The sequence below is a fragment of the Hyphomicrobiales bacterium genome (assembly GCA_016125495.1).
Taxonomy (GTDB): Bacteria; Pseudomonadota; Alphaproteobacteria; order Rhizobiales; family RI-29; genus RI-29.
In genome coordinates this window covers 41546-63842 of record WGLQ01000019.1, presented here as the reverse complement: position 1 = coordinate 63842, position 22297 = coordinate 41546, and the positions used below count along the sequence as shown (strand labels likewise).

Sequence of the window (22297 nt, the reverse complement as noted above, 5' to 3'; positions counted from 1 at the left end):
GCGTCGCGGGGAGCGCGAAGGCTGCCGGGTGGTGGCCGCTTTCAGGCTGCCGCGCTCGCGTCGGACAGGGCGCGAAGCACCACGTAACCAACATAGAGGCCGAGGAAAGCGAGCCCTTCCAGTCTACCGATGCCGCGCCCCGTCGCCATTGCCGCGAGCATGACCAGTGCGGCGCCGAGCACGGCGGGACCATCGAGCAGCATGATCCCGGCGGGAAAGACGACAGGCGCCGTGGCGCCCGCCGCGCCGAGGATGCCGAGGATGTTGAAGATGTTGCTGCCGACGATGTTGCCGTAGGCGACGTTGCCGTGGCCGCGCCAGGCCGCCATCATCGAACTCGCGAGTTCCGGCAGCGAGGTGCCGATGGCGATGATGGTGATACCGATCAGGGCCTCCGAGACGCCGAAGTCCCGCGCCAGTGTGACCGACGCCCCGACCAGCATTTCCGAGCCGAACCAGAGCGCCGCAAAGCCGAAGGCGAGCATGGCGAGCGCCGCGGGGATCGGCAACGTCACGCCCGTATGCTCGCCATCGTCCTCGAGAGGCTGGCCCATGCAGCGCACGACCTGCCAGGCGATGAAGGCGAGCAGCAGGCCGATGAGCACCAGCGCCACCGGCTGCTCCAGCCGCCCGTGGAGGACGAGACCGAGGAACAACAGCGTCACCAGCACCAGCACGAAGCCGTCCGACTTGAAGTTCTGCTTCGGTCGCGCCACCGGCGCGAGCACCGCCGTCGCCCCGAGGATGAGCAGGACGTTGGCGATGTTACTGCCGATGACGTTGCCGACCGCGATCGCCCCCGAATTCGCCAGACTGGCCTGCACGGAGACGAAGAGTTCCGGTGTCGATGTACCGAACCCGACGATGACCATCCCGACGACCAGTGGCGTCAAACCCATCCTGTTGCCGATGGCCACGGCCCCGCGCACGAGCGTATCGCCGCCGACCAGGAGTAGCGCCAGCCCGCCGATCATGAGAAGTATCGTCATCGAATGCTCCGAGGATCTCCTGGCACTTGGTTTGCGTCCGATTGCATTCGGCCGGAGGGCGCGCCTATCTCTAGCGATGCCGCCGGCTTCGGCAATGGCCCGCGCGCCTCGCAAGGGCTGAAAACTCGGGCGCGGGTGCGCTGGCATCGGCATTCGATCGAGCGAGGGGTGCGATCTTGACACGACCTGACGGAGCCGCAGCGCGCCTGGGTATCATCGTCGATCGGATCGCGCAGGCCGCGATCGCGGCGCACCGCGCTCCCGGCTCCGTGACCCTCGTTGCCGTCAGCAAGACCTTCGAGGCGGCAGCGATCGAGCCCGTGCTCGGGGCGGGGCACCGTGTCTTCGGCGAGAACCGGGTTCAGGAGGCCGAGCGCAAGTGGCCGGCTCTGGTCGCCACCTATCCGGGCGTGCGTCTCCATCTCATCGGCGCGCTCCAGACCAACAAGGCCCGTGCCGCCGTGGCTCTGTTCGATGTGATCCACTCCGTCGATCGCGCCCGCCTCGTCGACGCCATTGCCGAGGCGCAGGTGCGCGTCGGTCGCCGCGTCGAGGTCTTCCTCCAGGTGAACACCGGGGCGGAGGCGCAGAAATCGGGTGCCGCGCCGGGCGCGCTCGCGGGTCTGCTCGAGCAGGCGCGTGCCGCTGGGCTGGACGTCGCGGGGCTCATGTGTCTGCCACCGGTGGACGATGACCCGGCGCCGCATTTCGTATTCCTCGCCCGCCTCGCCGCCGAGCATGGCCTCACTGGCCTCTCGATGGGTATGAGCGACGATTTCGAGACGGCGATCGCACACGGCGCCACGCACGTCCGTGTCGGCTCGGCGATCTTCGGCTCGCGCACGAAGCCGGCCTGACGGCGCCCGGAAAGCTTGCGAGTGCGCGCGCGGCTTTTCGTCGTGGATAAAGCGATCAGGCGCTGCCCCTATTCCTCCTTGGCCAGTCATAAACTTGCGTTCGATCGAACGATTCGCGCGGCCACGCATGCGGTCGCGCCAGCGGAGGTGTGTCATGAGCAGCAAGACCGGCACCGTGGCCGCCGATGTCGAGTTCGAGGTCGATCTCTGGATCACCGACCTCAACCCGACCGAGATCGGCATCTATCAGCAGGCGCGCCACCGGGCCAAGTCGCGCCAGTTCACCAAGGACATGGACATCTTCGCCGAGGTCAAGCAGGGCGGCGAGCGCAGTCACTACATCGCGTATCGCAAGGGCCTCTGGGAAAACAACGAGGGGATGAACAAGCGCCTCGTCATCAAGCTGTTCACAGCGGACATGAACTGGCGCGCCACTCTCGACCTGTTGCTCGGCCGCTCGCTTCAGTTGACCCACGGCGCCCGTGGGCTTCCCGTCACGTCCTTCAGTATCAACATCTCCGACCACGAACAGATCATCCAGATCGAGCGCTCATCGAACAAGTGGCCGGGCATTCCTGAGAATTTCTCATTCTTCATCATCCGTGATGACGGCAAGCCCTACTTCTATCGACTGAAGCGCAACTGGGTGAGCGTCGGGGACGACTACAAGCTCTACGACGAGCACGACAAACTGATCGGCAAGCTCAACGGACGCGTCATCAATCTGGGCGGCAAGTGGAAGGTGCGGGTCGCGGCCGCGCACGCGGACGTGCGGCTCTGCACCGTTCTCCAGCTCTTCTGCGGCATGCTGAAATTCAACGATGACTGCCGTCACCACCTCGAGGACCTTGTCAGCGGCATGCATCGGGGTCGCGTCGTGCCCAAGCTGGAGCACCAGGAGGTCGAACTCTACATGAATCCGCGCCGCGTACGCTGAAGCGGCGCGCCCGGGCTAGCCAGAGCGAAGGGGGCGCGGCCGAATGTGTGGCGCCACCGCGATGCTCGCGCCTGGCCGCAGCACGGCGAGCAGGCGCGTCATGTCTCGTTTGGAGAGCGCAACGCATCCAGCCGTCGGTCGATAGCCTTCCCGCGCCAGATGCATGAAGATGGCACTGCCATTATTAGCGACGCGCGGGCGGTCGTTGTAGCCGAGCACCGCGCACAGGTCGTAGAGATGGTCGCCCCGCCAGAGTTGCTCGTCGAGCACGGGATAGGGCAAACGCACGAGACGATTGTAGTTGCGGTCCCCGGCAACGTCGCACCAGGCGTCGCGCCGCGTGATGGGCCGCAGTTTGCAGGCGACGGCCGGCCGAACGCCGGCGTCCCGCCGATAGAACACCAGTCGGATTGGCCATCGACCCGCCGGGGTCGCGCCATCGCCCTCCCGCTTACGGACGCGCCATCCGCCTCGCCCGACCGCGCACGGCAGACGGAGGTTGCCGGCCGTCAATCGGCCCCGCGTCGCCCTGGCGTTGAGCGTGCGCACCACAGCCACCCCGATCTGACGTGCTCGTGACAGCTTGTGACCTCCTGTTGCGAAGCATACGGATTGAGCGCCAACGTTCGCGCCATATATGTCGGGTCGGAACGAGTTCTGCTAGTCTGCCGCCGGCCGCCCATCTGGGCGGTCGTGACCCTGTGGGTCGGATGCGCGGTTTGCAGGCGCTCGAGTTTCGGCAGATTCTTGGGAGGGATCACGATGAGCACGGCGCGGAGAATTCTGATCATCGACGATGACGAAAACCTTCGCGACACGTTGACCGATCAGCTCGCCTTGCACGAGGAGTTCGAAGCGATCTCGCGGGATACCGCGACGGCCGGGATCGAGGCGGTGAAGGGTGAGCACGTCGATCTCGTGCTCCTCGATGTCAGCTTGCCGGACATGGACGGCCGCGAGACGTGCAAGGTGCTGCGGCGCAACGGTTTCAAGGGGCCGGTCATCATGTTGACCGGCAATGCGACGGATTCGGACGTGATCCTGGGCCTCGATGCCGGGGCCAACGACTACGTCGCCAAGCCGTTCAAGTTCGCGGTCCTGCTCGCCCGCATCCGCGCGCAATTGCGCCAGCACGAGCAGAGCGAGGACGCTGTCTTCACCATCGGCCCCTACACCTTCAAGCCGGCCGCCAAGCTCCTGGTCAACGAGAAGGAGCAGAAGATCCGCCTGACCGAGAAGGAAACTTCGATCCTGAAGTATCTCTACCGGGCGGGCGAGCAGGTGGTGACGCGAGATGTCCTGCTGCACGAGGTGTGGGGCTACAACGCTGGCGTCACGACACACACGCTCGAGACCCACATCTATCGTCTGCGCCAGAAGATCGAGGCCGATCCCTCGAACGCCGAACTTCTGATCACCGAGACGGGTGGCTACAAGCTGGTTCCGTGACGGCTGGTAGGCCCCCGGGCGCACCGGAAATGAAGAGAGGCGCGACCCGGAGCGGATCGCGCCTCTTCGACGAGCGGGCCGGGAGGATGCCCCTCGCTATTCCGCCAGACGCAGCGTGTTGAGCTGATTGGCGATGCTGATGAAGGCCTGACGCAACTCGGTGCCGTTCTGCGCATCGAAGAAGGTCTGGCCGAACTCGCCACCTGCCGGCGAGGCACAGTCGCGCAGCGTGTCGGCAGCCGCCGTCGGAGCCTGGAAGGCAACCGAGAAGACGATCACACCCCGGTCGCGCATTTCGGTGCAGAGATCGAGTGCCTGGTCGGCGCTCTCGCCGTTGGCATAGGCGGTATTGAAGATGCCGTCGGTCATCATCAGCACGGCCTTGATGGTGTCGTTGTCGCCGTAGGGGGCGGGCTGGCTGCCGGAGTGCCAGATCGAGGCCCACTCCTCGGAGATCATGTACCAGGCCCAGGCGAGGCCGATGTGCCCGGCCGTCCAACCACCGGTCGACAGCGAGTTGATGCGTGCCTTGAGCGAGCTGGCGCTGTCGGTGAGCGGCATGATCTCGGCATTCGGGCAGAAGTAGCTGCCGGTGTTCTCGGTCGGGTCGATGTCGGCGGGCGGTGCGGCCGGGTCGGCGCTCGCGATCCAGGCGCCGTCACCGGGCATGGTGTCCGTGTAGGCATGCGCGCCAGAGCGTTCGATCGCGCAGTCACCATCGCGCGGCGCGGCAGGGTCGAGCACCTCGTCGGCGATGGCGCCAGCGTTGACGGCGGCCGAATAGGGAGCAAGTGCGAGCCGCACCTTCTGCGCCGGGTTGTTGGCGTTCGAGATCAGGATGTCGACGAGGTCACGGCTCGCAGCCTTGAGCGCGTTGATCTTCGAGCAGGGGTTGCACATCGACCCGGTGATGTCGAGCGCGAGCGCCAGCTCGATATCGCGGATGTTGTAGACGGCGGTGGCTGCACGCGTGAACTCGAAGGTCGGGATTTGGAAGAGCCCGCCGAAGTAGTTCTCGACGACCGTATCGACGCTCACCGTCATGCGGCCGTTTGCGCCCGGCCGGACCGAGAGGTTCCGATAGCTGACCGGGTCGAGGCCGGTGCCGGCGACGTTCGACTGAAAGAAGCGCTCGGCATAGTCGCGCAGTGCGTCGCCTTCGAGGCCCTGCTCGTTGCGCGCCTTGGCCGCGGCGAGTGCGGCGGCATCGAGCGCGGCGCCGACGCGGGTGTTGGCGTGGTAGGCGCGCGCGCCGTCGATGGCGAGGCCGACGACGCCGATGATGACGAGGGCAGCGAGACTGAAGAAGATGAGGACGCCGCCCTTCTCGTCGCGAGTGAAGCGGCGGAGTTTCGAATTGACTGAAGCGATCATTGGAGCCTCCCAGTTCCGAGCGCGTGTTCGGACTGGTGGATGCAAGGATCGGGTCAGTCGCCCGTGGCGGCGGAGCGAAGGCGTGCGGGTGTTCGTGAGATGGTGAGCAAAGCGTTAAGCCGGCAGGGGTTTCAGAAAGCGATCCGGTCGAGGTTGGGGCCCCTGCGGTTCCGTCGCTCGTCCCGCGCGACCAGCAGGCTCGCCCATTCCTCACAGGCGATCCGCCGCGTGCAGCCCGGGCAGGTTCGTCCGTCGCGATAGCTGCGCGCCAAGCGGCCGGCAATCAGCCAGTGGCCGAGGTCCGCGATGTCGCCGGCCGCGACTGTTGCGATGACCCTTCCGGCATACTTGCCCGGCCGGATGGCCGACAGTAGCACCGTGCGCCCAGCAATGCGCTCGCTGAGCGCCAGCTTGGCGCGCTCGCCGAGCAGTCTTTCCGCCGCACATCGCGAGGTGAGTTCCGGCGCCTCGACACCAGCCAGCCGGACGCGTGTTTCCACGGTCTGACCGATCCAGATCGTCACCCGGACATCGATCGTATCGCCGTCGACGACCCTCAGCACGGTCGCCGGCAGTGGCCCCTCCAACTCCGCGTCCTGACCAGCCAGCACCCCGGCCGTCATGGCTAGGACGAGGCAGCAGGCCAGCCCGAACAGTCGCAATCCGCCGCGGTCCGCCATCGTGCGCCATCCTCCGTTGTCGGGAGGAGAGCACGAGCGGAGGCGATATACAACTTATAATTGTATTCAGCGCGCCACGGCCCTGATAAGTTGCGGTCAAAGATCGGGTTGATCAGAAGTCGACCGCGATTCCCTTGCGCTCCCAATCGCCGTGCCGCACCGGCTCGGCGCCTTTGGGGCCGCCTTTCTCGATCGGACGCTCGACCGCTGGCTGGGCCTGCGCGATGCGGCGGCGCTCTTCGGCTTCCGCGCGCGCCCGGCGGCCCGCTTCCTCGACGCGTCTTCGATAGTCCTCCAGTTCCGCCATCGCGACCTCACCGCATTCTTGCGCCGCACTTCGCGCCCCGCCCCGCCAGCGCTCCCAATCGTCTGGTGGGTTGCCCGATGACCACTTATATCGACTTGGGTTCGCGCGATGAAGTTGTCATGGTCGTCGCCGGACGTCGTTGATTGCGACCGATCGGAGTATGTGGGTTGATATGGCACTCGTTCGCACTGGAATAATGCTCGCCGTCCTGATGGCGATCTTCGTGGCCGTTGGTGGCATCATCGGCGGCCAGACGGGCATGATCGTCGCCTTCGTCGCGGCGCTCGCCATGAACCTCTTTGCCTTGTGGAACTCGGACAAGATGGTTCTGCGGATGCACAATGCCGTCGAGGTCGACGAGCATGGTGCGCCCGAACTCTACGACATCGTTCGCCAGCTCACCGCCAACGCGGAACTGCCGATGCCGAAGGTCTTCGTTATCAAGACCCAACAGCCGAACGCGTTCGCCACCGGGCGCAATCCCTCGAATGCCGCGGTCGCTGTCTCGACCGGCCTCCTGTCGATCCTGTCGAAGGAGGAGGTCGCCGGTGTGATGGCCCACGAGCTCGCCCACATCAGGAACCGTGACACCCTGACCATGACCGTCACGGCGACCATCGCGGGTGCCATCTCGATGCTCGCCAACTACGGCATGATGTTCGGCGGGGCGCGCGACCAGAACGGCAACCGCTCGGGTTGGCTGACGGTGATGCTCGTGGCGATCGCCGCGCCCTTCGCGGCCATGCTCGTGCAGATGGCGGTCAGCCGCACCCGCGAATACGAGGCCGACCGGCTCGGCGCCTGGATATGTCAGCGTCCGATGTGGCTGGCCTCCGCCCTCGACAAGATCGCCTCCACGAAGGGCCGGCACCGCAACGCGACGGCCGAGGCCTATCCTGCGACGGCCCACCTGTTCATCATCAACCCGCTCAACGGCGAACGGATGGACAGCCTCTTTTCGACGCACCCCGATGTCGGCAATCGCATCCGGGCGCTCGAGGAACTGAACCGCGAGTGGGAATCGACCGGCGTCATCGAGCCGCCGCGTTCGCGCTATGCCACCACCGGCCGTGGCGGCTCGCGCACCGGAAGCGTGCCCGATGCCGGTGCGCGCCGCGGACCCTGGTCTTGACCCGGACGTCGGGCGGCCCCGGTCGATCGGGCGCTTCCGCCGTCGCTCCACCCGCCGGACTGGCCGCTCGCGATGTCGCGGTCGCCACGCTCGCCGCCATCCTCGACCGGTCGGTGCCGCTCGAGGAAGCCTTCGATGGTGCTCTCGAGAGCCAGTCTGGGCATCGCGCCGATGAGCACACCGACCGCGCCCCGGGCCTCGCGGACCGGGATCGGGCGTTCGCACGGCTGCTGACGCTCACCGTTTTGCGGCGCCTCGCCGAGATCGACGGCCACTTGCTCGCGCGGCTCGAAAAGGGTTGGCCCAAGCAGGCGCCGCGCTTTCGCCAGATCCTGCGCGCGGCGGTGGCCCAGCTCGTCTTTCTCGAGGTGCCGGCCCATGCCGCCATCGACATGGCGGTTCGCCAGGTCAAGCGCGACCGCCGCGCCCACCGCTACGACGGTCTGACCAACGCCGTGCTCCGCAGCCTTTCTAGCCACCCACCAAAACCCCTCGATGCGGCCGAGGCCGGCCCGGTGAACACTCCTTCATGGCTCCTCGAAGGCTGGACGGCGGCCTACGGCGCCGAAACCGCAAGGGCGATCGCGGCGGCCAATCAGCAGCCGCCGGCGCTCGATTTGACACCGAGGGATCCGTCGAGCGCGGCCCGGTGGGCCGGCCTGCTCGGCGCCGATCTCCTCGCCAGTGGCGCGCTTCGGCTCGCGGCCCGGCCGGCCGTCGAGCAGCTCCCCGGGTTCAGCGATGGCGCCTGGTGGGTGCAGGACGCGGCCGCCGCCCTTCCGGCGCGCCTTCTCGGTGACGTCTGCGGTCTCTCCGTCGCGGACCTCTGCGCCGCCCCCGGCGGCAAGGCCGCGCAGCTCGCCTCCGCCGGCGCCCTGGTGACCGCAGTCGAAAACGCACCGCGTCGCATCCCGCGCTTGGCCGCCAACCTCGAAAGGCTCGGTCTTGCCGATCGTGTTCGTATCGTCGAGGCGGATGCGGCCATCTGGCGCCCGGCCGACCCCTTCGATGCCGTTTTGCTGGACGCTCCGTGCTCGGCCACCGGCACCATCCGCCGGCACCCCGATGTGCCCTGGATCAAGTCGCCCGCTGAAGTCGCTGCACTGGTCGCCCTGCAGGGTCGGCTCTTGGATGCTGCCGTCGAAATGCTGCGCCCCGGCGGCATTCTCGTTTTCTGCACGTGCTCTCTCGAGCCCGCCGAGGGTGTCGATCAGGTCGAGGCGCTTCTCGCGCGTCGCCGTGACGTCGAACGGGCTCGGTTACCGGATGTCGCTACCCACTGGCCTCGCGAGTGGTTCAGCCCCAAGGGCGATCTGCGCACGCTACCGTGCCACGCTGTGCCGCTCGAGGGCGCCCCTGATCCCGGAAAGCCGTTCGTGTCCCTCGGCCTCGACGGGTTTTTCGCCGCCCGCCTCGTGCGCCGCGCCTGATGCGCCCGTTGCTTCGCCTGTGGTCGACGTTCCGGCCGACCGCCGATCGCGTTGCCTCGTCGAGGCCGCATCTCTAGTGTAACCCATCGAAGGCGCGACACTCAGTGGACGGAGATCGAATTGGCGTTGAGCGGATTTGGACTGCGCTTTCCGCTGGCGCCCGGCTCGCTGCTGGCGCTGCACCGTTCGCGCCGCCTCATCGCCCGCCACTTGCCGCTGCTCCGACCCGACCGCAAGTACGGCCCGCCCGGCGACCGCCTGCTACTCGTTCCCCAGAACCTCAGCACGTGCGATCCGAGTTTCGTCAGCGAGTTGCTCGAAGGTGAGGTGAGCCTGGCCAATGTCACGGTGTCCTGCGGTGAGACAAACCCGCTCGACATGGTCGTGCCCCACACCGAATGGCGCGAAAAGCTCCTGGGGTTTTCCTGGTTGCGGCATGTGCGCATGGCCGACGATGCCGAGGGCAACCGCCGCGCCCGCGAGATCGCGCTGCATTTCATTCGGCGCCACCAGCGGGACCGGGATGTCGCCTGGCAACCGCGCATCGCCTCGCGCCGCCTCATCTCCTGGCTGACCAATGCCCAGGTGCTGCTCGAGGGTCTGCCCGCCAGGGACTACGAAGCCGTCCTCGCCGAACTCAATCACACCGCCCGCCACCTCGCCAACCTCTTGCCTGAAACCGACGATGGCAGTGTGAAATTGCGCTCGTTGCTGGCCATTTGTCTCGCCGGCCTCAGCATCGCCGATCAGGAAGCGCTGCTCGACGCGCACGAGCCGCTGCTTGTCCGCGAGCTCGATCGCCAGTTCCTTGCCGATGGCGGGCACATTTCCCGAAATCCGGGAGCGGCAGTGGACATCCTGCTCGATCTCCTGCCGCTACGGCACTGTGTCGGGGTGCGTGAGCGCGCTTTTCCCGAGGCCATGGGTAAGGTCGTGGAGCGCGCCCTCTCGATGCTGCGCTACATGCGCCTCGGGGATGGCATGCTGGCGCGCTTCAATGGCATGGGCGAGACGCGCACCGACCTGCTCGCCACCGTACTCGCCTACGACGAGAACGTCGCCAGCGCCCGCACCGACGCTCCGGACACCGGCTATGTCCGCCTGCAGCGCCGCGCCACCATCCTCGTCATGGATGGCGGCCCACCGCCTCCCGAGCCGCTCGCCGGGGACGCGCATGCCGGTGCCCTCAGCTTCGAGTTGAGCGTTGGCACGATCCCGGTGATCGTCAATTGCGGCGCGCCGGGGCCGGGCCAGTCGGCTTGGCGTGCCGCCTCGAGGTCGACGGCCGCCCATTCCACGTTGACCATCAACGACGTCTCGTCCGGCCGCCTCGTCCAGGGCCAGCCGGGCCGCGGGCAGTCGCCCCGTGCCGCCGTCGTCGGACCCGATCGGGTCGAGGCCAAGATCGGCTACACGGAGGACGGCTCCGCCATCGTGCGGGCCATGCACGACGGCTACGTCGAACGCTTCGGCATCATCCACGAGCGCACCCTGCGGCTCTTGCCGCTCGGGGATGGCCTGCACGGCGTCGATCGCCTGCGCATCGGTCAGGGCTTGATGACGGTCGGTCGGGCCGGCGGCGTCAGCTTCGCCATCCATTTCCACGTCCACCCGGACGTGCAGATCGAGCGCCCATCGGGCGAGGCCCCGCTCCTGCTCGATCTCGAGAATGGTGAGCGCTGGCGCTTCGTTGCATCGGGCGCACGCGTCAGCCTGGAGGAAAGCGTGTTTCTTGCGTCCCACTCCGGCCCCTATCGCTCGCTGCAGATCGTTCTGCGTGCCCGGCTGAACGACCAGGCGACCGTGCATTGGCGCCTCGAGCGACATGACGCCACGATCGGCGACGCCAGGGAGGCTCGCCGCCGTCGCTTCGCGGTGATCGAAGGAAATCGCGGCGACAGCTGATCGTCGTATCGAGGCGGACGCCATGTTGCGTTATGCCTCGGCGCGGGTCGTGATCGAGGGCAGGAAGATGAGGAAGATCGAGCGGGCACTGATTTCGGTGTCGGACAAGACCGGGCTCGTGGAACTGGCGGGTGCGCTGGTTGCCCGGGGCGTCGCGTTGGTTTCGACCGGCGGCACCGCGCGCTCCCTGCGCGAGGCTGGCTTTGCGGTCGCCGACGTCAGCGACGTGACCGGGTTTCCCGAGATGATGGACGGCCGCCTGAAGACGTTGCACCCGCGCGTGCATGGCGGACTCCTGGCGGTGCGCGACGATGCCGACCACATGGCCGCCGCCGGGCAGCACGGGATTCCCCTGATCGATCTCCTCGTGGTCAACCTCTATCCCTTCGAGGCGACGGTCTCCCGCGGTGCCGGCTTTGCCGAAACCATCGAGAACATCGACATCGGCGGCCCCGCGATGATCCGCGCCGCCGCCAAGAACCATGCCGGCGTCGCCGTCGTCGTCGACCCGTCGCAATATCCCGATCTGCTCGGCGAACTCGATCGCAATGCCGGAGCGACGAGCTCCGCATTCCGCCTCGCCCTCGCCCGCGCGGCTTTCGAGCGCACCGCGGCCTACGATGCGGCCATCGCCGGCTGGCTCCAGGCGGGTAGCGGCGATCTCATGCCGCGCCATCTGTCGATTGCCGGTGAGCAGGTCGGTGCGAAGCTGCGCTATGGCGAGAACCCGCACCAATCCGCCGTCCTCTACCGCGCCGGTCCGCCCCGCCCGGGCGTCGTCACGGCCCGCCAGCTCGCCGGCAAGGCGCTGAGCTACAACAACCTCAACGATGCCGACGCCGCATTCGAGCTGGTCGCCGAATTCGACCCGGACGCGGCGGCGGCCGTCGCCATCATCAAGCATGCCAACCCCTGTGGTGTCGCTGTCGCCGAAACCCTCGAGGAGGCCTATCGGCTGGCGCTGCGCTGTGATCCGGTGAGCGCCTTTGGCGGCATCGTCGCCGTCAATCGTCACCTGGACGTTGCCACCGCCCGCGCCATCGCCAAGGTCTTCACGGAAGTCGTCATCGCGCCATCGGCCGACGACGCCGCCTGCGATGCCCTCGGCAGGGAGAAGAACCCGGCGGGCGGAACGCGTGTGCTCGTCACGGGCGGCCTGCCGGATCCGCGGGCGCCTGGTCGCCTGCTGCGCCCGGTTGCGGGCGGTCTCCTGGTCCAGGGGCGCGACAACGCGGTCGTTGCCGATCTGACGCTCGAGGTGGTCACCCGCCGCGCTCCGAGCGCGGCCGAACTCGCCGACCTCCGCTTTGCCTTCCGCGTCGCCAAGCACGTCAAGTCGAATGCCATCGTCTATGCGCGCGCGGGCGCAACCGTCGGGATCGGTGCCGGTCAGATGAGCCGGGTGGATTCCGCGCGTATCGCCCGCTGGAAAGGGACGGAGGCGGCCAAGGCGGCCGGGCTCGAAGGCTCCCTCACCGATGGCTCCGTCGTTGCCTCCGACGCCTTCTTTCCCTTCGCCGACGGGTTGCTCGAAGCCGCCGCCGCCGGCGCGACGGCCGTCATCCAGCCGGGCGGCTCGGTCCGCGATGCCGAGGTGATCCGCGCCGCCGACGAGCATGGGCTTGCCATGGTCTTCACCGGCGTGCGGCACTTCCGCCATTGAGGCGGGCCGGCACGCTCATGGCCCGCTGCCGACCCTCTCGGCATGGGCCGAACGCCCGAGCCCCGAAAAGAGCAGCACCACGAGACCGAGCATCAGGAAGACGATGATGGTCGCGATGCCGAGGCGGCGGTCGCCCGAAACGTCGGTGACGATGCCGACCGCCAACGGCGCCAGGAACGCGGTGATTTTTCCCGAGAAGGCAAAGAGCCCGAAGAACTGGGCCATGCGCTCGGCCGGTGCGGCGCGCGCGAGCAGCGTTCTGCTCGACGACTGCATCGGCCCCGCCACGATGCCGATGATCGCCCCGAGGGCGAGGAACACCCGCTCGGGCAGGGACGCGAGGATGCCGTCGCCCGGTTGTGGCCCTTCGACGGCGATGACGAAACCGATGTGGTTCGCGTCGATGGAGACGATCGCGATGGCCGCCGCCATGAGCACGACGAGGCATGTGGCGATCACCCGCGCCGGGCCGAAGGCATCGTCGAGGAAGCCACCGGCATAGGCCCCGATGGTGCCGGCGAGCGCCAGCAGGATCCCGAACACCCCGAGTTCGACCGGCGACCAGGCGAAGGTCGCGGCGCCGTAGATCCCACCGAACGAGAAGATGGCGAGCAGGCCGTCGATGTAGAGCATCCGTGCAAGGAGGAAAATTGCGATGGGCCGATAGCGCCCGACCACCTCCCTCACCGTCGTGCCGACGGCCGCGAGGCCGGCCCTGATGCTCGGCTGGGTGCCGGTCGGACGGTCGGGCGTGTAGAGGAAGAATGGAATGACGAAGAGGGCGTACCAGAGTGCGGAGAAGGGACCTGAAAGCCGGTCGGCTTCGTTGGATGCGATGTCGAGCGCGATGATCGGCTGGAGTCCGAGGAGCGTGCGCCCGCTCTCGGGCGAGGCCGAGACCAGTCCGATCATGACGATGAGGGCAACCAGGCCGCCCGCATAGCCGACGGCCCAGGCGGTGCCCGATAGCCGCCCGAGTTCTTCCGGCCGTGCCAGGGAGGGCATCATGGCGTTGATGAAGACCAGCGCACCCTCTGCCGCGACGGTTGCGACGACGAAAGCCGCGAGGAGCCACAAGAGCCGATCGGTCGCGCCCGGCTCGGCATACCAGAGGAGACTGGAGCCGGCGACCAGCATGATCGAGAACGCCCAGATGTAGGGCCGGCGCCGGCCGGACGCATCCGCCATGGCCCCGAGCACGGGGGAGGTGAATGCAACGATGAAGCCCGCGAGCGCCGTTGCATACCCCCAGACCGCCTGACCCCTCGTCGCGTCCCCCACGAAGACATTTGCGAAATAGGGCGCGAAAATGAAGGTGGTTACCAGCGTATAGAAGGGCTGCTGCGCCCAGTCGAACATGATCCAGCCGAATCGCGCTCGCGCGTTGCCGACCGGCCGACCCTCGCCGAGCCGTCCCTCCGCGGCGTCCGTGCCGCCCTCGCTGTGCGCCACGTCAGGCTCCCATCTTCGGCAGCAGGTCTCGCACCTGCGCGGCGGCCACGGCGAGCTGCGCCACCGTCAGCCGCTGTCCGGCGAGGATTTCATCGAGGCTCGCACGGGCTTTGGCGAGCCGGGTGGCGCTCGTCTCCTGCCAGCTTTCGAAAGCCTCCGCACCCGCTGATTCCGCGAGGGAAAGGACGTGGCCGGTGAGCGCCCGGTGCGTCTCCGCGATGCCCGACATCGTGGAATTGATCGCGAGGCGATCGAAATGATCGGTAATGGTGAGTTCCCCGACGCGCGAACGCAGCTCGCCGAGCCTGAGTCGCTCGCCGATCGTGAGATAGGTTGGCGCAACGGCTCCGACCTCGAGCCCACGCGTTCGAGCCACGAGCACTGCATCGAGCCCTTCGGCGAGCGCGGCAAGACCGGTGACGTCGCGCGCGACGTCCGGGGCGACGCCCTGTCCGACCAGTTCCTCGATCCGCGCTGCACGTCCTCTGGCCTGCGCGCTATCGCTGTCGCTCGCCAGCGTGGCGCCATAGGCGGCGATGCCGTCGCGATAGCTGGCTATGGTGTCACCCAGCCCGCGCGCGAAATCGTGGTGCGCCATGAACCAGGCGCAGCGCTGGCGCAGGACGTGCTGGACCTCGAGGTAGAGGTCGAGCTGCAGCTGCCCTCCGACCTTGTTGTCGAGCGCGTCGATCCGCCTCCAAAGATCGCCGAGGTCGAATACCTCCGCAACGGCGACGAACGCGTAGACGATCTCGTCGAGATTTTCGCCCGTTTCCTCGACGAGGCGCACCACCATCGTCGAGCCCCCCCGGTTGATGACGTCGTTGGTCAGCGTCGTTGCGATGATATCGCGCCGCAGGCGGTGTCCGAGGATGCCGCCGCGATGCGCCTCTCGCATCCGTTCGGGGAAATACTGCAGGAGAACGTTCTCGAGGAACGGATCGTCCGGAACCTTGCTCGCGACCAGCTTCGCGAAGAGATCGATTTTCGCATAGCCGAGCAGAACGGCAAGCTCTGGCCGGGTCAGGGGCAGGTTGGCTTCCGCCCGACGGGCCACGGTGGCCGTGTCCGGCAACTGCTCGATCGTCCGGTCGAGTAGGCCGTTCGCCTCGAGCTGACGCATCAGCCGTTCCTGGAACCCGAGATCCTGGAGACCGCGCCGTTCGCCGAGGCTAAGTGCCAACGTCTGCAGGTAGTTGTTCCGAAGGCAGGCATTCGCGACGTCTTCCGTCATCTCGACGAGCAGCGCGTTTCGCTCCTCCATGGTGATTGCTCCCGCACGCACGGCGGGCCTGAGCGCGATCTTGATATTGACCTCCTGGTCCGACGAGTTGACGCCTGCGGAATTGTCGATCGCGTCCGTGTTGATGCGACCGCCGTGCTGAGCGAATTCGACGCGCCCAAGCTGTGTTACGCCGAGATTGGCCCCCTCGCCGATGACCTTCGCGCGGATCTCCCGGCCATTCACCCGGACGGCATCATTGGCGCGGTCGTTGACATCGGCGTCGGATTCGTCCTCCGACTTCACGAACGTCCCGATGCCACCGAACCAGATGAGATCGACGTCCGCCTTCAAGAGCGCGTGCATCACCTGGCTCGGTGTGGCGGATGCCCCCGAGAGCCCCGTCAACGCCTTCATCTCCGCCGAGAGGGGAATTGCTTTCGCGTTTCGCGAGAAGACGCCGCCCCCCGTGCTGATGAGGTTCCTGTCGTAGTCCTGCCAGGATGAGCGTGCGAGGGCGAAAATGCGCTCGCGTTCGGAGAAGCTGCGTTCGGCGTCGGGATCGGGATCGATGAAGATGTCGCGGTGATCGAATGCGGCGAGCAGGCGGGTCTGGCGCGAGAGCAGCATGCCGTTTCCGAAGACGTCACCGGACATGTCCCCGATGCCGACGACCGTGAATGGCGATGTCTGGATGTCGCGGTTCATCTCCCTGAAGTGACGCTTTACCGCCTCCCAGCCGCCACGCGCCGTGATCGCCATGGCCTTGTGGTCGTAGCCCGCCGAGCCGCCGGAAGCAAAGGCATCGCCCAGCCAGAAGTCGTGCCGTCCGGAGATCGCATTGGCGGTGTCGGAGAACCGTGCCGTGCCTTTGTCCGCGGCCACCACAAGGTAGGGATCGTTTCCGTCGTGGCGCACGACCCGTTCGGGAGGGATGATCGTCTCGCCCTCGAGATTGTCGGTGATGTCCAGCAGGCTCGAGACGAAGATCGTATAGGCCGCGACCCCTTCGGCATAGACTTCGTCGCGGTTGCCGGACCGCGGCAGCTGTTTGGGAATGAAACCACCCTTGGCGCCCGCGGGCACGATGACGGCGTTCTTGACCTGCTGCGCCTTGGCGAGCCCGAGCACCTCGCTGCGGAAATCCTGCGGCCGGTCCGACCAGCGGATGCCGCCTCGTGCCACCGGTCCGCCCCGCAGGTGAATACCTTCCACGCGCGGCGAATAAACGAAGATTTCCCGGTAGGGCTTGGGCTCCGGCATGCCATCGACGATGCGGCTGTCGAGCTTGAATGCGAAGGTTTCCGGCGGCTGTCCGTTTGCATCCCGGCGATAGAAGTTGGTCCGCACGGTCGATCGCACGAGATTGACGTAGTGCCGGAGAATACGATCCTCGTCGGCATTCTCGACCTTCTCGAGGAGGTCTTCGAGCGTGCCGACCAGGACGGTCTCCTCCGCCCGGCGGGCCTCGAGATCGAGCCCGTTGTCCGGATCGTGCCGCAGCGCGAAAAGCTCCGTGATCCGGCGCGTCACCTCGGGGTGGCGCACGAGCGTGTCGGAGATGTATCGTTGCCCGAAGGCGAGGCGGATCTGACGCATGTACGCGGCGTAGGCGCGCGCCACCATCGCCTCGCGCCAGCCGGCGCCGGTTGCCCGTACCAACCGGTTGAAGTGATCGTCCTCGGCCCGCCCCGACCAGACCGCGTGGAATGTCTCCTCGAGCGCGCCCTTCTGGGCGGCGAGTTCCACCGGATTGCCCGTGGGATCCTCGAGCCGCATGTCGTGCAGCCGCACCTCCCGGGGCCCGTCCGGGTAGGTCGGGCGCAGCGTGTAGGAACGCTCGTCGATCACGTCGAAGCCGAGATTCTCGAAGAACGGCACGCGGCGGCTGAGCGGGATCGAACGATCGATCCTGTAGAGTGCCACGCGTGCTTCGTTGGCCGGTTGTTCGGCGCGCCGGTAGATGTCGATGGCGATCGGGTTTGCGTCGTCGAGGGGCTCGATGCGGATGGCGTCGTAGAGGGCCCGCTTGGGACCGAAATCGGATTTGTATCCGACCGAGAACGCGTCGCGGAACTTCAAGGCGAAGGCGGGTCCGATGGCGCGCGCCGCCGGGCTCACCGCGATCTCCTCGCCGAGCTCGTCCGACCAGTCGCGCAGGATCGCCGCGACCTGCGCCTCGAGATCGCTCGTCTGAATGCGCGGCGTGCGCCCTTCGTAGCGGCCGATGATGAACTGCACCCGGACCAGCGGACCCTGCCCGAAGCTGGGGTTGAAGGCCGACAGCCGGCCCTGATAAACCTCCGCGAGGTGCTTGGCGATGCGCTCGCGTGCTTCCGTGGTGTAGCGGTCGCGCGGGGCAAAGACGAGAACCGAGACGAAGCGGTCGAACTCGTCGATCCGCACGAAGACACGGGTGCGGGGCCTGAGCCCGAGGTCGAGGATTCCCGTCGCCCATTCGACGAGCGTGCCCTGCTCGATCTGGAAGAGTTCGTCGCGTGGGAAGGTCTCGAGCACATTGGCCAGCGCCTTGCCCGAGTGGCTTTCCGGCGGATAGCCGAGGGTGTCGGCGACGTGCTTGGCGCGTGTCCGAAGGATCGGAATGCGGTAGACGGATTGCGTATAGGCCGTCGACGTGAAGAGACCGACGATCCTCAGTTCGCCGCTGACCGAGCCGTCCGCCGCATAGAGCTTGGTGCCGATGTAGTCCATGTGCATGCGGCGATGGATGGTCGCGACGGCGTTTGCCTTGTTGATGATGAGGGGGGCGGGACCGGCATAGAAGCGGCGCAACTCCTGCGTGACCTCGACGAACTCCTTGCCGCGCCTGAGGACCCGCAGGGCGGGGTCGCCGAGGATGCCGAGGCCCTCGGTCGCTTCGACCTCGACCTCGCCGGCCTCCAGCCCGCCGAGCAATCGATACCGTCGCACGCCGAGGAACGTGAAGTTGTTGTCGACCAGCCAGATGAGGAATGCTCGCGCCTCCTCGAGATCCGCCGCCGCCACGCCCGGCACCGGTTGCTCGTAAAGCGCCGCCACCTCGGCCACGCGCTCGCGCATTCGGCCCCAATCGCCGACGACCCTGTCGATGTCCTCCAGCACCCGTTCGATGCCCGAGACCAGCTTCGAGGCCAATTCGCCCGGCAGGCGCGGCACGACCAATTGGATGAGGCTTTCCTGGTGCTCCTGCCATTGCTGATTGCCCGGGCCGGCGATGCGCGTCAGCTTGCCCTCGCCGTCGCGCTCGGTCTTCAGGATCGGATGCGCGATCAATTCGGCGGCGATGTCGTGGGAGAGCAGTTCGGCGACGATCGAATCGACCAGGAACGGTTTGTCGCGGTTCAGCACGTTGACGACGGTCATCTCGCTGGCCGGCTGTCCCCCCGTACGCAGCAGCGTGTGGTTCTCCGTCGCGATGCTGCGGCCGTCCGCCGGCATGTGCTCGATGTGGCGCAGCGCGGATTCGATGAGTGTCGCGCCGGCCTTCTCGGCATAGCTCTCGAGCGCGCCGCGCCCCAGCGACTGGATGAACTGTGAGACGAACGTCGTCATACCGGCAGGTCCACCGCCGTCGCGCGTCCCAAGCAGCCCCAGAATGCCCTCGAGCATCACCCATTCCTCCCATGGCGGACCCGGCTTCGTCGCCCGCATGGGCGTGTGCCGCTCGCTTTGCCCTTCTCACTGGCACGTCGGCGTGACAATTTGAACCGGGTGCGCGTTCAATTCGCGGCCAGGGTCTTTCATTCCTGCGAAGGGAGCGCCGCCATGAGCCAGGGCGCAGGCAACACCGGCAAGGTCACCGCGCTGGAACTCGGCCCACCGGCCGAGCGCGGTCCCGAACTCGAGGCTTATTTCGCCAAGTGTATGGAAAAGCTGGGTTTCGTGCCGAACGTCCTTGAGGCCTATGCCTTCGACGCCGGCAAGCTCGCCACCTTCATCGCCATGGTCGACGACCTGATGCTGGGGCCGAGCGGCCTCGACAAGCTCGAGCGCGAGATGATCGCGGTCGCCGTCAGCGCCATCAACCACTGCCACTACTGCCTCGCCGCCCATGGCGCAGCTGTCCGCCTGCGCTCGGGTGACCCCATCCTCGGCGAAGAGATCGCGCACAACTTCCGTGCCGCCCCGCTTTCGCCGCGTCACCGCGCCATGCTCGAGTTCGCGGCCCGGCTCACCGAGCGGCCCGATCTGATCGGCGATCCCGACCGCCAGGCCCTTCGCGATGCCGGCTTCAGCGATCGTGACATCTGGGATATTGCGGCAATCGCCGCCTTCTACAACATGTCGAACCGGCTGGCCGCCGCCACCGACATGCGTCCGAACCGTGAATACCATGGCATGGCCCGCACGAGTGAGGAGCGAACGAGATGAAGATCGTCATCGGCAACAAGCTGTATTCGTCCTGGTCCATGCGCCCATGGCTGGTATTGAAGGCCTTCGGCGTGCCTTTCGAGGAGGAAATCATCCTGCTCGATGCGCCCTCGGCCAAGGCGCGCCGCGAGGCCTTCGCTCCCTCGCCGACCGTGCCGATACTCGTGGACGGTGACTTGGCGCTCTGGGAGACGCTGGCGATCATCGAGTACCTCGCCGATCGTTTTCCGGACCGGGCCATCTGGCCGCGCGAGCCTCGGGCGAGGGCGATGGCGCGCGTCGTCTCGAGCGAGATGCACGCCGGCTACGCCAGCCTTCGCAAGGCGTGCCCGATGAACCTCGGCAAGCGCTTTGCAACCCGCGATCGTGGCATCGAGGCCGCGGTCGACATCGCACGGGTCGACTGGCTGATGTCCGAAACCCGAGCCGCATTCGGAGCCGGCGGTGCGTACCTCTTCGGCGACTATTGCGCGGCCGACGCCATGTTCACGCCGATCGCCACGCGCTTCGAGACCTATGCCCTGCCCGCCAGCGCCGCGACCAGCAAGTATTTCAACGCGTTGTTGGCCCACCCGGCCTATCGGGACTGGCTCGACGAAGCCCTGGTCGAGCCGTGGACGGTGCCCTTCGACGAGGTCGGTGAGGAGCCCGTGGCGGTGCTGCGCAAGTCGCCGACGGGTTGAGCGCGGTCATTGCGGCCGGTTGTCGGGAGGTCAGGCTCGGCGACCCAGCCAGCGCCCGACCCGCTCACGGTAGCTTCGCCACTCGGCGCCGAACCGCGCTTCGAGGTGACGTTCCTCGGGCCGTATCGCGAGGTGCTGCACGAGTAGCGCGTTGGCGACCATTGCAGGCATCATCCAGCCATTGCCGAGCAGGAGGCCAAGGCCGCCGATCAAAGCGGTGTTGGCGAGATAGATCGGGTTTCGCGACCACGCGAACGGGCCCGTCGTCACCAGCCGGTCGGCGGCGCGGTGCGGCAGGATGTTGGTGCGCGCGCGAAACATGGTCCAGATCGCCCAGGCATCGAGCGACAGCGCCCCGATCAGCGTCAATCCTCCGAGAACCGCGAGCGCATCACCGGCCGCGCCACCGGCAGCAAAGGAGATCGGCCAGAGCCGATCCATGACGAGGGCGGCCGCGATCAGGAGGACCAGCAGCATCGGCGGCCAGGGAATGAAGCTCGGGCGTTGACCTGGGTCCGGGTGGGCTGGCATCGGGTCTCCTGCGCGAGTTCGGGAGCGGATTGGGTTTACCGCAGGCCAAGAGGATCATATTGGTCTTGACTGGATGCGGGCAAGCATCGGCGATCATGGATAGCCGGCCGGTGGTGACCGGCCTTCAGGGGCAGCGAACGGATATGTCGACCAGCGGTAAGCACCTCCACTTCACGACCGCCGAATTCGCCGACCGCAGGGCCCGCGCCTGCGCCGCGATGGCGGCCGCCGGCCTCGATGGCCTGCTCTGCTTTCGCCAGGAGAGCATGTACTGGCTGACCGGCTACGACACCTTCGGCTACGTCTATTTCCAGTGCCTCTATCTCGGCGCCGACGGGCGCATGACCTTGCTGACACGCGCGCCCGACCTGCGGCAGGCGCATTTCACATCCGTCATCGAGGACGTCCGCATCTGGCGCGACCGTGAGGGGGCGGCGCCGGCCGTCGATCTCCGCACCATTCTCGAGGAGCACGGCTGCCGCGGCCGGCGCCTCGGCGTCGAGTGGGAAGCCTACGGCCTCACGGCCAACAACGGGCGCGCCCTGTCCGCCACGCTCGACGGGTTCTGCACGCTGGAGGATGCCTCGCGCATTGTTTCACGCCTGCGGCTCGTCAAGAGCCCGGCCGAGATCGCCTATACGCGCAAGGCCGCCGAGCTCGCGGACCGGGCCTGGGACGCCGCCGTCGCCATCGCCGGTCCGGGTGCCTTCGAGGGTGACATCCTGGCCGCGATGCACGGGGAGATTTTCCGCGGCGGCGGCGACGACCCTGGTAACGAATTCATCATCGGTTCGGGGCCCGGGGCCCTCATGTGCCGCTACTTCACCGGCCGCCGCCACCTCGATGCCCAGGACCAGCTCACCCTCGAATGGGCCGGCACCTACCGTCACTATCACGCCGCCATGATGCGCACGCTGGTGGTCGGCAAGGTGCCGGAGCGCCAAGCCGATCTCTACCGCGCCGCCGAGGATGCGCTCGCGGCCTGCGAGGAGGCACTCGCACCGGGCCGTCCGATCGGCGAGGTGTTCGATGCCCACGCCCGAACGCTCGATGCCGCCGGCCTTGCCGCCCACCGTCTCAATGCCTGCGGCTATTCCATGGGCACGACCTTCGGCCCGAACTGGATGGACTGGCCCATGCTCTTCGAAGGCAACCCGGTCGTGGCTGAACCCGGCATGGTGTTCTTCCTCCACATGATCATCTTCGATTCCGAAGCCGGCTATGCCGCGACGCTCGGCCATTCAGCGCTGGTCACCGAGACCGGCCGCGAGGTGCTCTCGCGCTCGTCGACCGGCCTCGTCGTGCGCTGAAGCAC

General features: G+C 67.1%; 18 protein-coding genes. 10 read left to right on the top strand and 8 right to left on the bottom strand.

All coding sequences use genetic code 11. The annotated features are described in order from the left end of the window. Positions 1 to 41: 41 nt before the first annotated feature. Positions 42 to 1142 (bottom strand): calcium/sodium antiporter, encoded by a 1101-nt coding sequence (locus GC150_13775; GenBank protein ID MBI1385969.1) that lies wholly within the window; start codon positions 1140 to 1142, stop codon positions 42 to 44. Between the two features lie 53 nt (positions 1143 to 1195). On the opposite strand from GC150_13775, the gene GC150_13770 reads away from it, so the two are divergent. Together GC150_13770 and GC150_13765 are read left to right on the top strand one after the other, a co-directional pair. Further along, positions 1196 to 1846, top strand: coding sequence for a YggS family pyridoxal phosphate-dependent enzyme (locus GC150_13770; GenBank protein ID MBI1385968.1), 651 nt, complete (start codon positions 1196 to 1198; stop codon positions 1844 to 1846). A 154-nt stretch (positions 1847 to 2000) separates the two neighbouring features. Further along, positions 2001 to 2783 carry a hypothetical protein gene (locus GC150_13765; protein MBI1385967.1) on the top strand — a complete coding sequence of 261 codons (783 nt, stop codon included), beginning with the start codon at positions 2001 to 2003 and terminating at the stop codon, positions 2781 to 2783. Positions 2784 to 2798: 15 nt separating this feature from the next. Here the strand turns inward: GC150_13765 and GC150_13760 are convergent, their stop codons facing one another. After that, positions 2799 to 3365 carry a L,D-transpeptidase family protein gene (locus GC150_13760; GenBank protein MBI1385966.1) on the bottom strand — a complete coding sequence of 189 codons (567 nt, stop codon included), beginning with the start codon at positions 3363 to 3365 and terminating at the stop codon, positions 2799 to 2801. 180 nt (positions 3366 to 3545) lie between these two features. Between GC150_13760 and GC150_13755 the strand changes: the two genes are divergently transcribed. Beyond that, positions 3546 to 4232 carry a response regulator gene (locus GC150_13755; GenBank protein ID MBI1385965.1) on the top strand — a complete coding sequence of 229 codons (687 nt, stop codon included), beginning with the start codon at positions 3546 to 3548 and terminating at the stop codon, positions 4230 to 4232. A gap of 96 nt (positions 4233 to 4328) precedes the next feature. Here the strand turns inward: GC150_13755 and GC150_13750 are convergent, their stop codons facing one another. The 3 genes from GC150_13750 to GC150_13740 form a co-directional block, all read right to left on the bottom strand. Then, positions 4329 to 5606 carry a hypothetical protein gene (locus GC150_13750; protein MBI1385964.1) on the bottom strand — a complete coding sequence of 426 codons (1278 nt, stop codon included), beginning with the start codon at positions 5604 to 5606 and terminating at the stop codon, positions 4329 to 4331. Positions 5607 to 5737: 131 nt separating this feature from the next. Next, positions 5738 to 6286, bottom strand: coding sequence for a hypothetical protein (locus GC150_13745; GenBank protein ID MBI1385963.1), 549 nt, complete (start codon positions 6284 to 6286; stop codon positions 5738 to 5740). 112 nt (positions 6287 to 6398) lie between these two features. Next, the gene (locus tag GC150_13740) at positions 6399 to 6593 is read right to left on the bottom strand and encodes a DUF1674 domain-containing protein (GenBank protein MBI1385962.1); all 195 of its coding nucleotides are present in this window, start codon (positions 6591 to 6593) and stop codon (positions 6399 to 6401) included. Between the two features lie 172 nt (positions 6594 to 6765). Between GC150_13740 and htpX the strand changes: the two genes are divergently transcribed. The 4 genes from htpX to purH all read left to right on the top strand — a co-directional run bounded on the left by htpX (position 6766) and on the right by purH (position 12723). Beyond that, positions 6766 to 7725, top strand: a complete 960-nt coding sequence (gene htpX, locus GC150_13735) for a zinc metalloprotease HtpX (protein ID MBI1385961.1) — start codon at positions 6766 to 6768, stop codon at positions 7723 to 7725. Then, complete coding sequence (locus GC150_13730; protein MBI1385960.1) at positions 7608 to 9155, top strand: MFS transporter; 1548 nt, start codon at positions 7608 to 7610, stop codon at positions 9153 to 9155. Before htpX ends, GC150_13730 begins: the two co-directional genes overlap by 118 nt. 126 nt (positions 9156 to 9281) lie before the next feature. Then, positions 9282 to 11060, top strand: a complete 1779-nt coding sequence (locus GC150_13725; protein MBI1385959.1) for a heparinase — start codon at positions 9282 to 9284, stop codon at positions 11058 to 11060. A 67-nt stretch (positions 11061 to 11127) separates the two neighbouring features. Then, positions 11128 to 12723 (top strand): bifunctional phosphoribosylaminoimidazolecarboxamide formyltransferase/IMP cyclohydrolase, encoded by a 1596-nt coding sequence (gene purH, locus GC150_13720; GenBank protein ID MBI1385958.1) that lies wholly within the window; start codon positions 11128 to 11130, stop codon positions 12721 to 12723. Positions 12724 to 12738: 15 nt separating this feature from the next. On the opposite strand, the gene GC150_13715 is transcribed toward purH, so the two are convergent. Further along, complete coding sequence (locus GC150_13715) at positions 12739 to 14082, bottom strand: MFS transporter (protein ID MBI1385957.1); 1344 nt, start codon at positions 14080 to 14082, stop codon at positions 12739 to 12741. 94 nt (positions 14083 to 14176) lie between these two features. Then, positions 14177 to 19048 (bottom strand): NAD-glutamate dehydrogenase, encoded by a 4872-nt coding sequence (locus GC150_13710; GenBank protein MBI1385956.1) that lies wholly within the window; start codon positions 19046 to 19048, stop codon positions 14177 to 14179. A 114-nt stretch (positions 19049 to 19162) separates the two neighbouring features. On the opposite strand from GC150_13710, the gene GC150_13705 reads away from it, so the two are divergent. Together GC150_13705 and GC150_13700 are read left to right on the top strand one after the other, a co-directional pair. Continuing rightward, complete coding sequence (locus tag GC150_13705) at positions 19163 to 19768, top strand: peroxidase-related enzyme (GenBank protein ID MBI1385955.1); 606 nt, start codon at positions 19163 to 19165, stop codon at positions 19766 to 19768. Next, entirely contained in the window at positions 19765 to 20451 is a 687-nt protein-coding gene (locus GC150_13700) for a glutathione S-transferase (protein ID MBI1385954.1), read from the top strand. Before GC150_13705 ends, GC150_13700 begins: the two co-directional genes overlap by 4 nt. 30 nt (positions 20452 to 20481) lie before the next feature. On the opposite strand, the gene GC150_13695 is transcribed toward GC150_13700, so the two are convergent. After that, positions 20482 to 20982, bottom strand: coding sequence for an isoprenylcysteine carboxylmethyltransferase family protein (locus tag GC150_13695; GenBank protein MBI1385953.1), 501 nt, complete (start codon positions 20980 to 20982; stop codon positions 20482 to 20484). Between the two features lie 143 nt (positions 20983 to 21125). Here GC150_13695 and GC150_13690 point away from each other — a divergent pair, with 143 nt between their 5' ends. Beyond that, positions 21126 to 22292, top strand: coding sequence for a M24 family metallopeptidase (locus GC150_13690; protein ID MBI1385952.1), 1167 nt, complete (start codon positions 21126 to 21128; stop codon positions 22290 to 22292). The last annotated feature ends 5 nt before the right edge of the window (positions 22293 to 22297 follow it).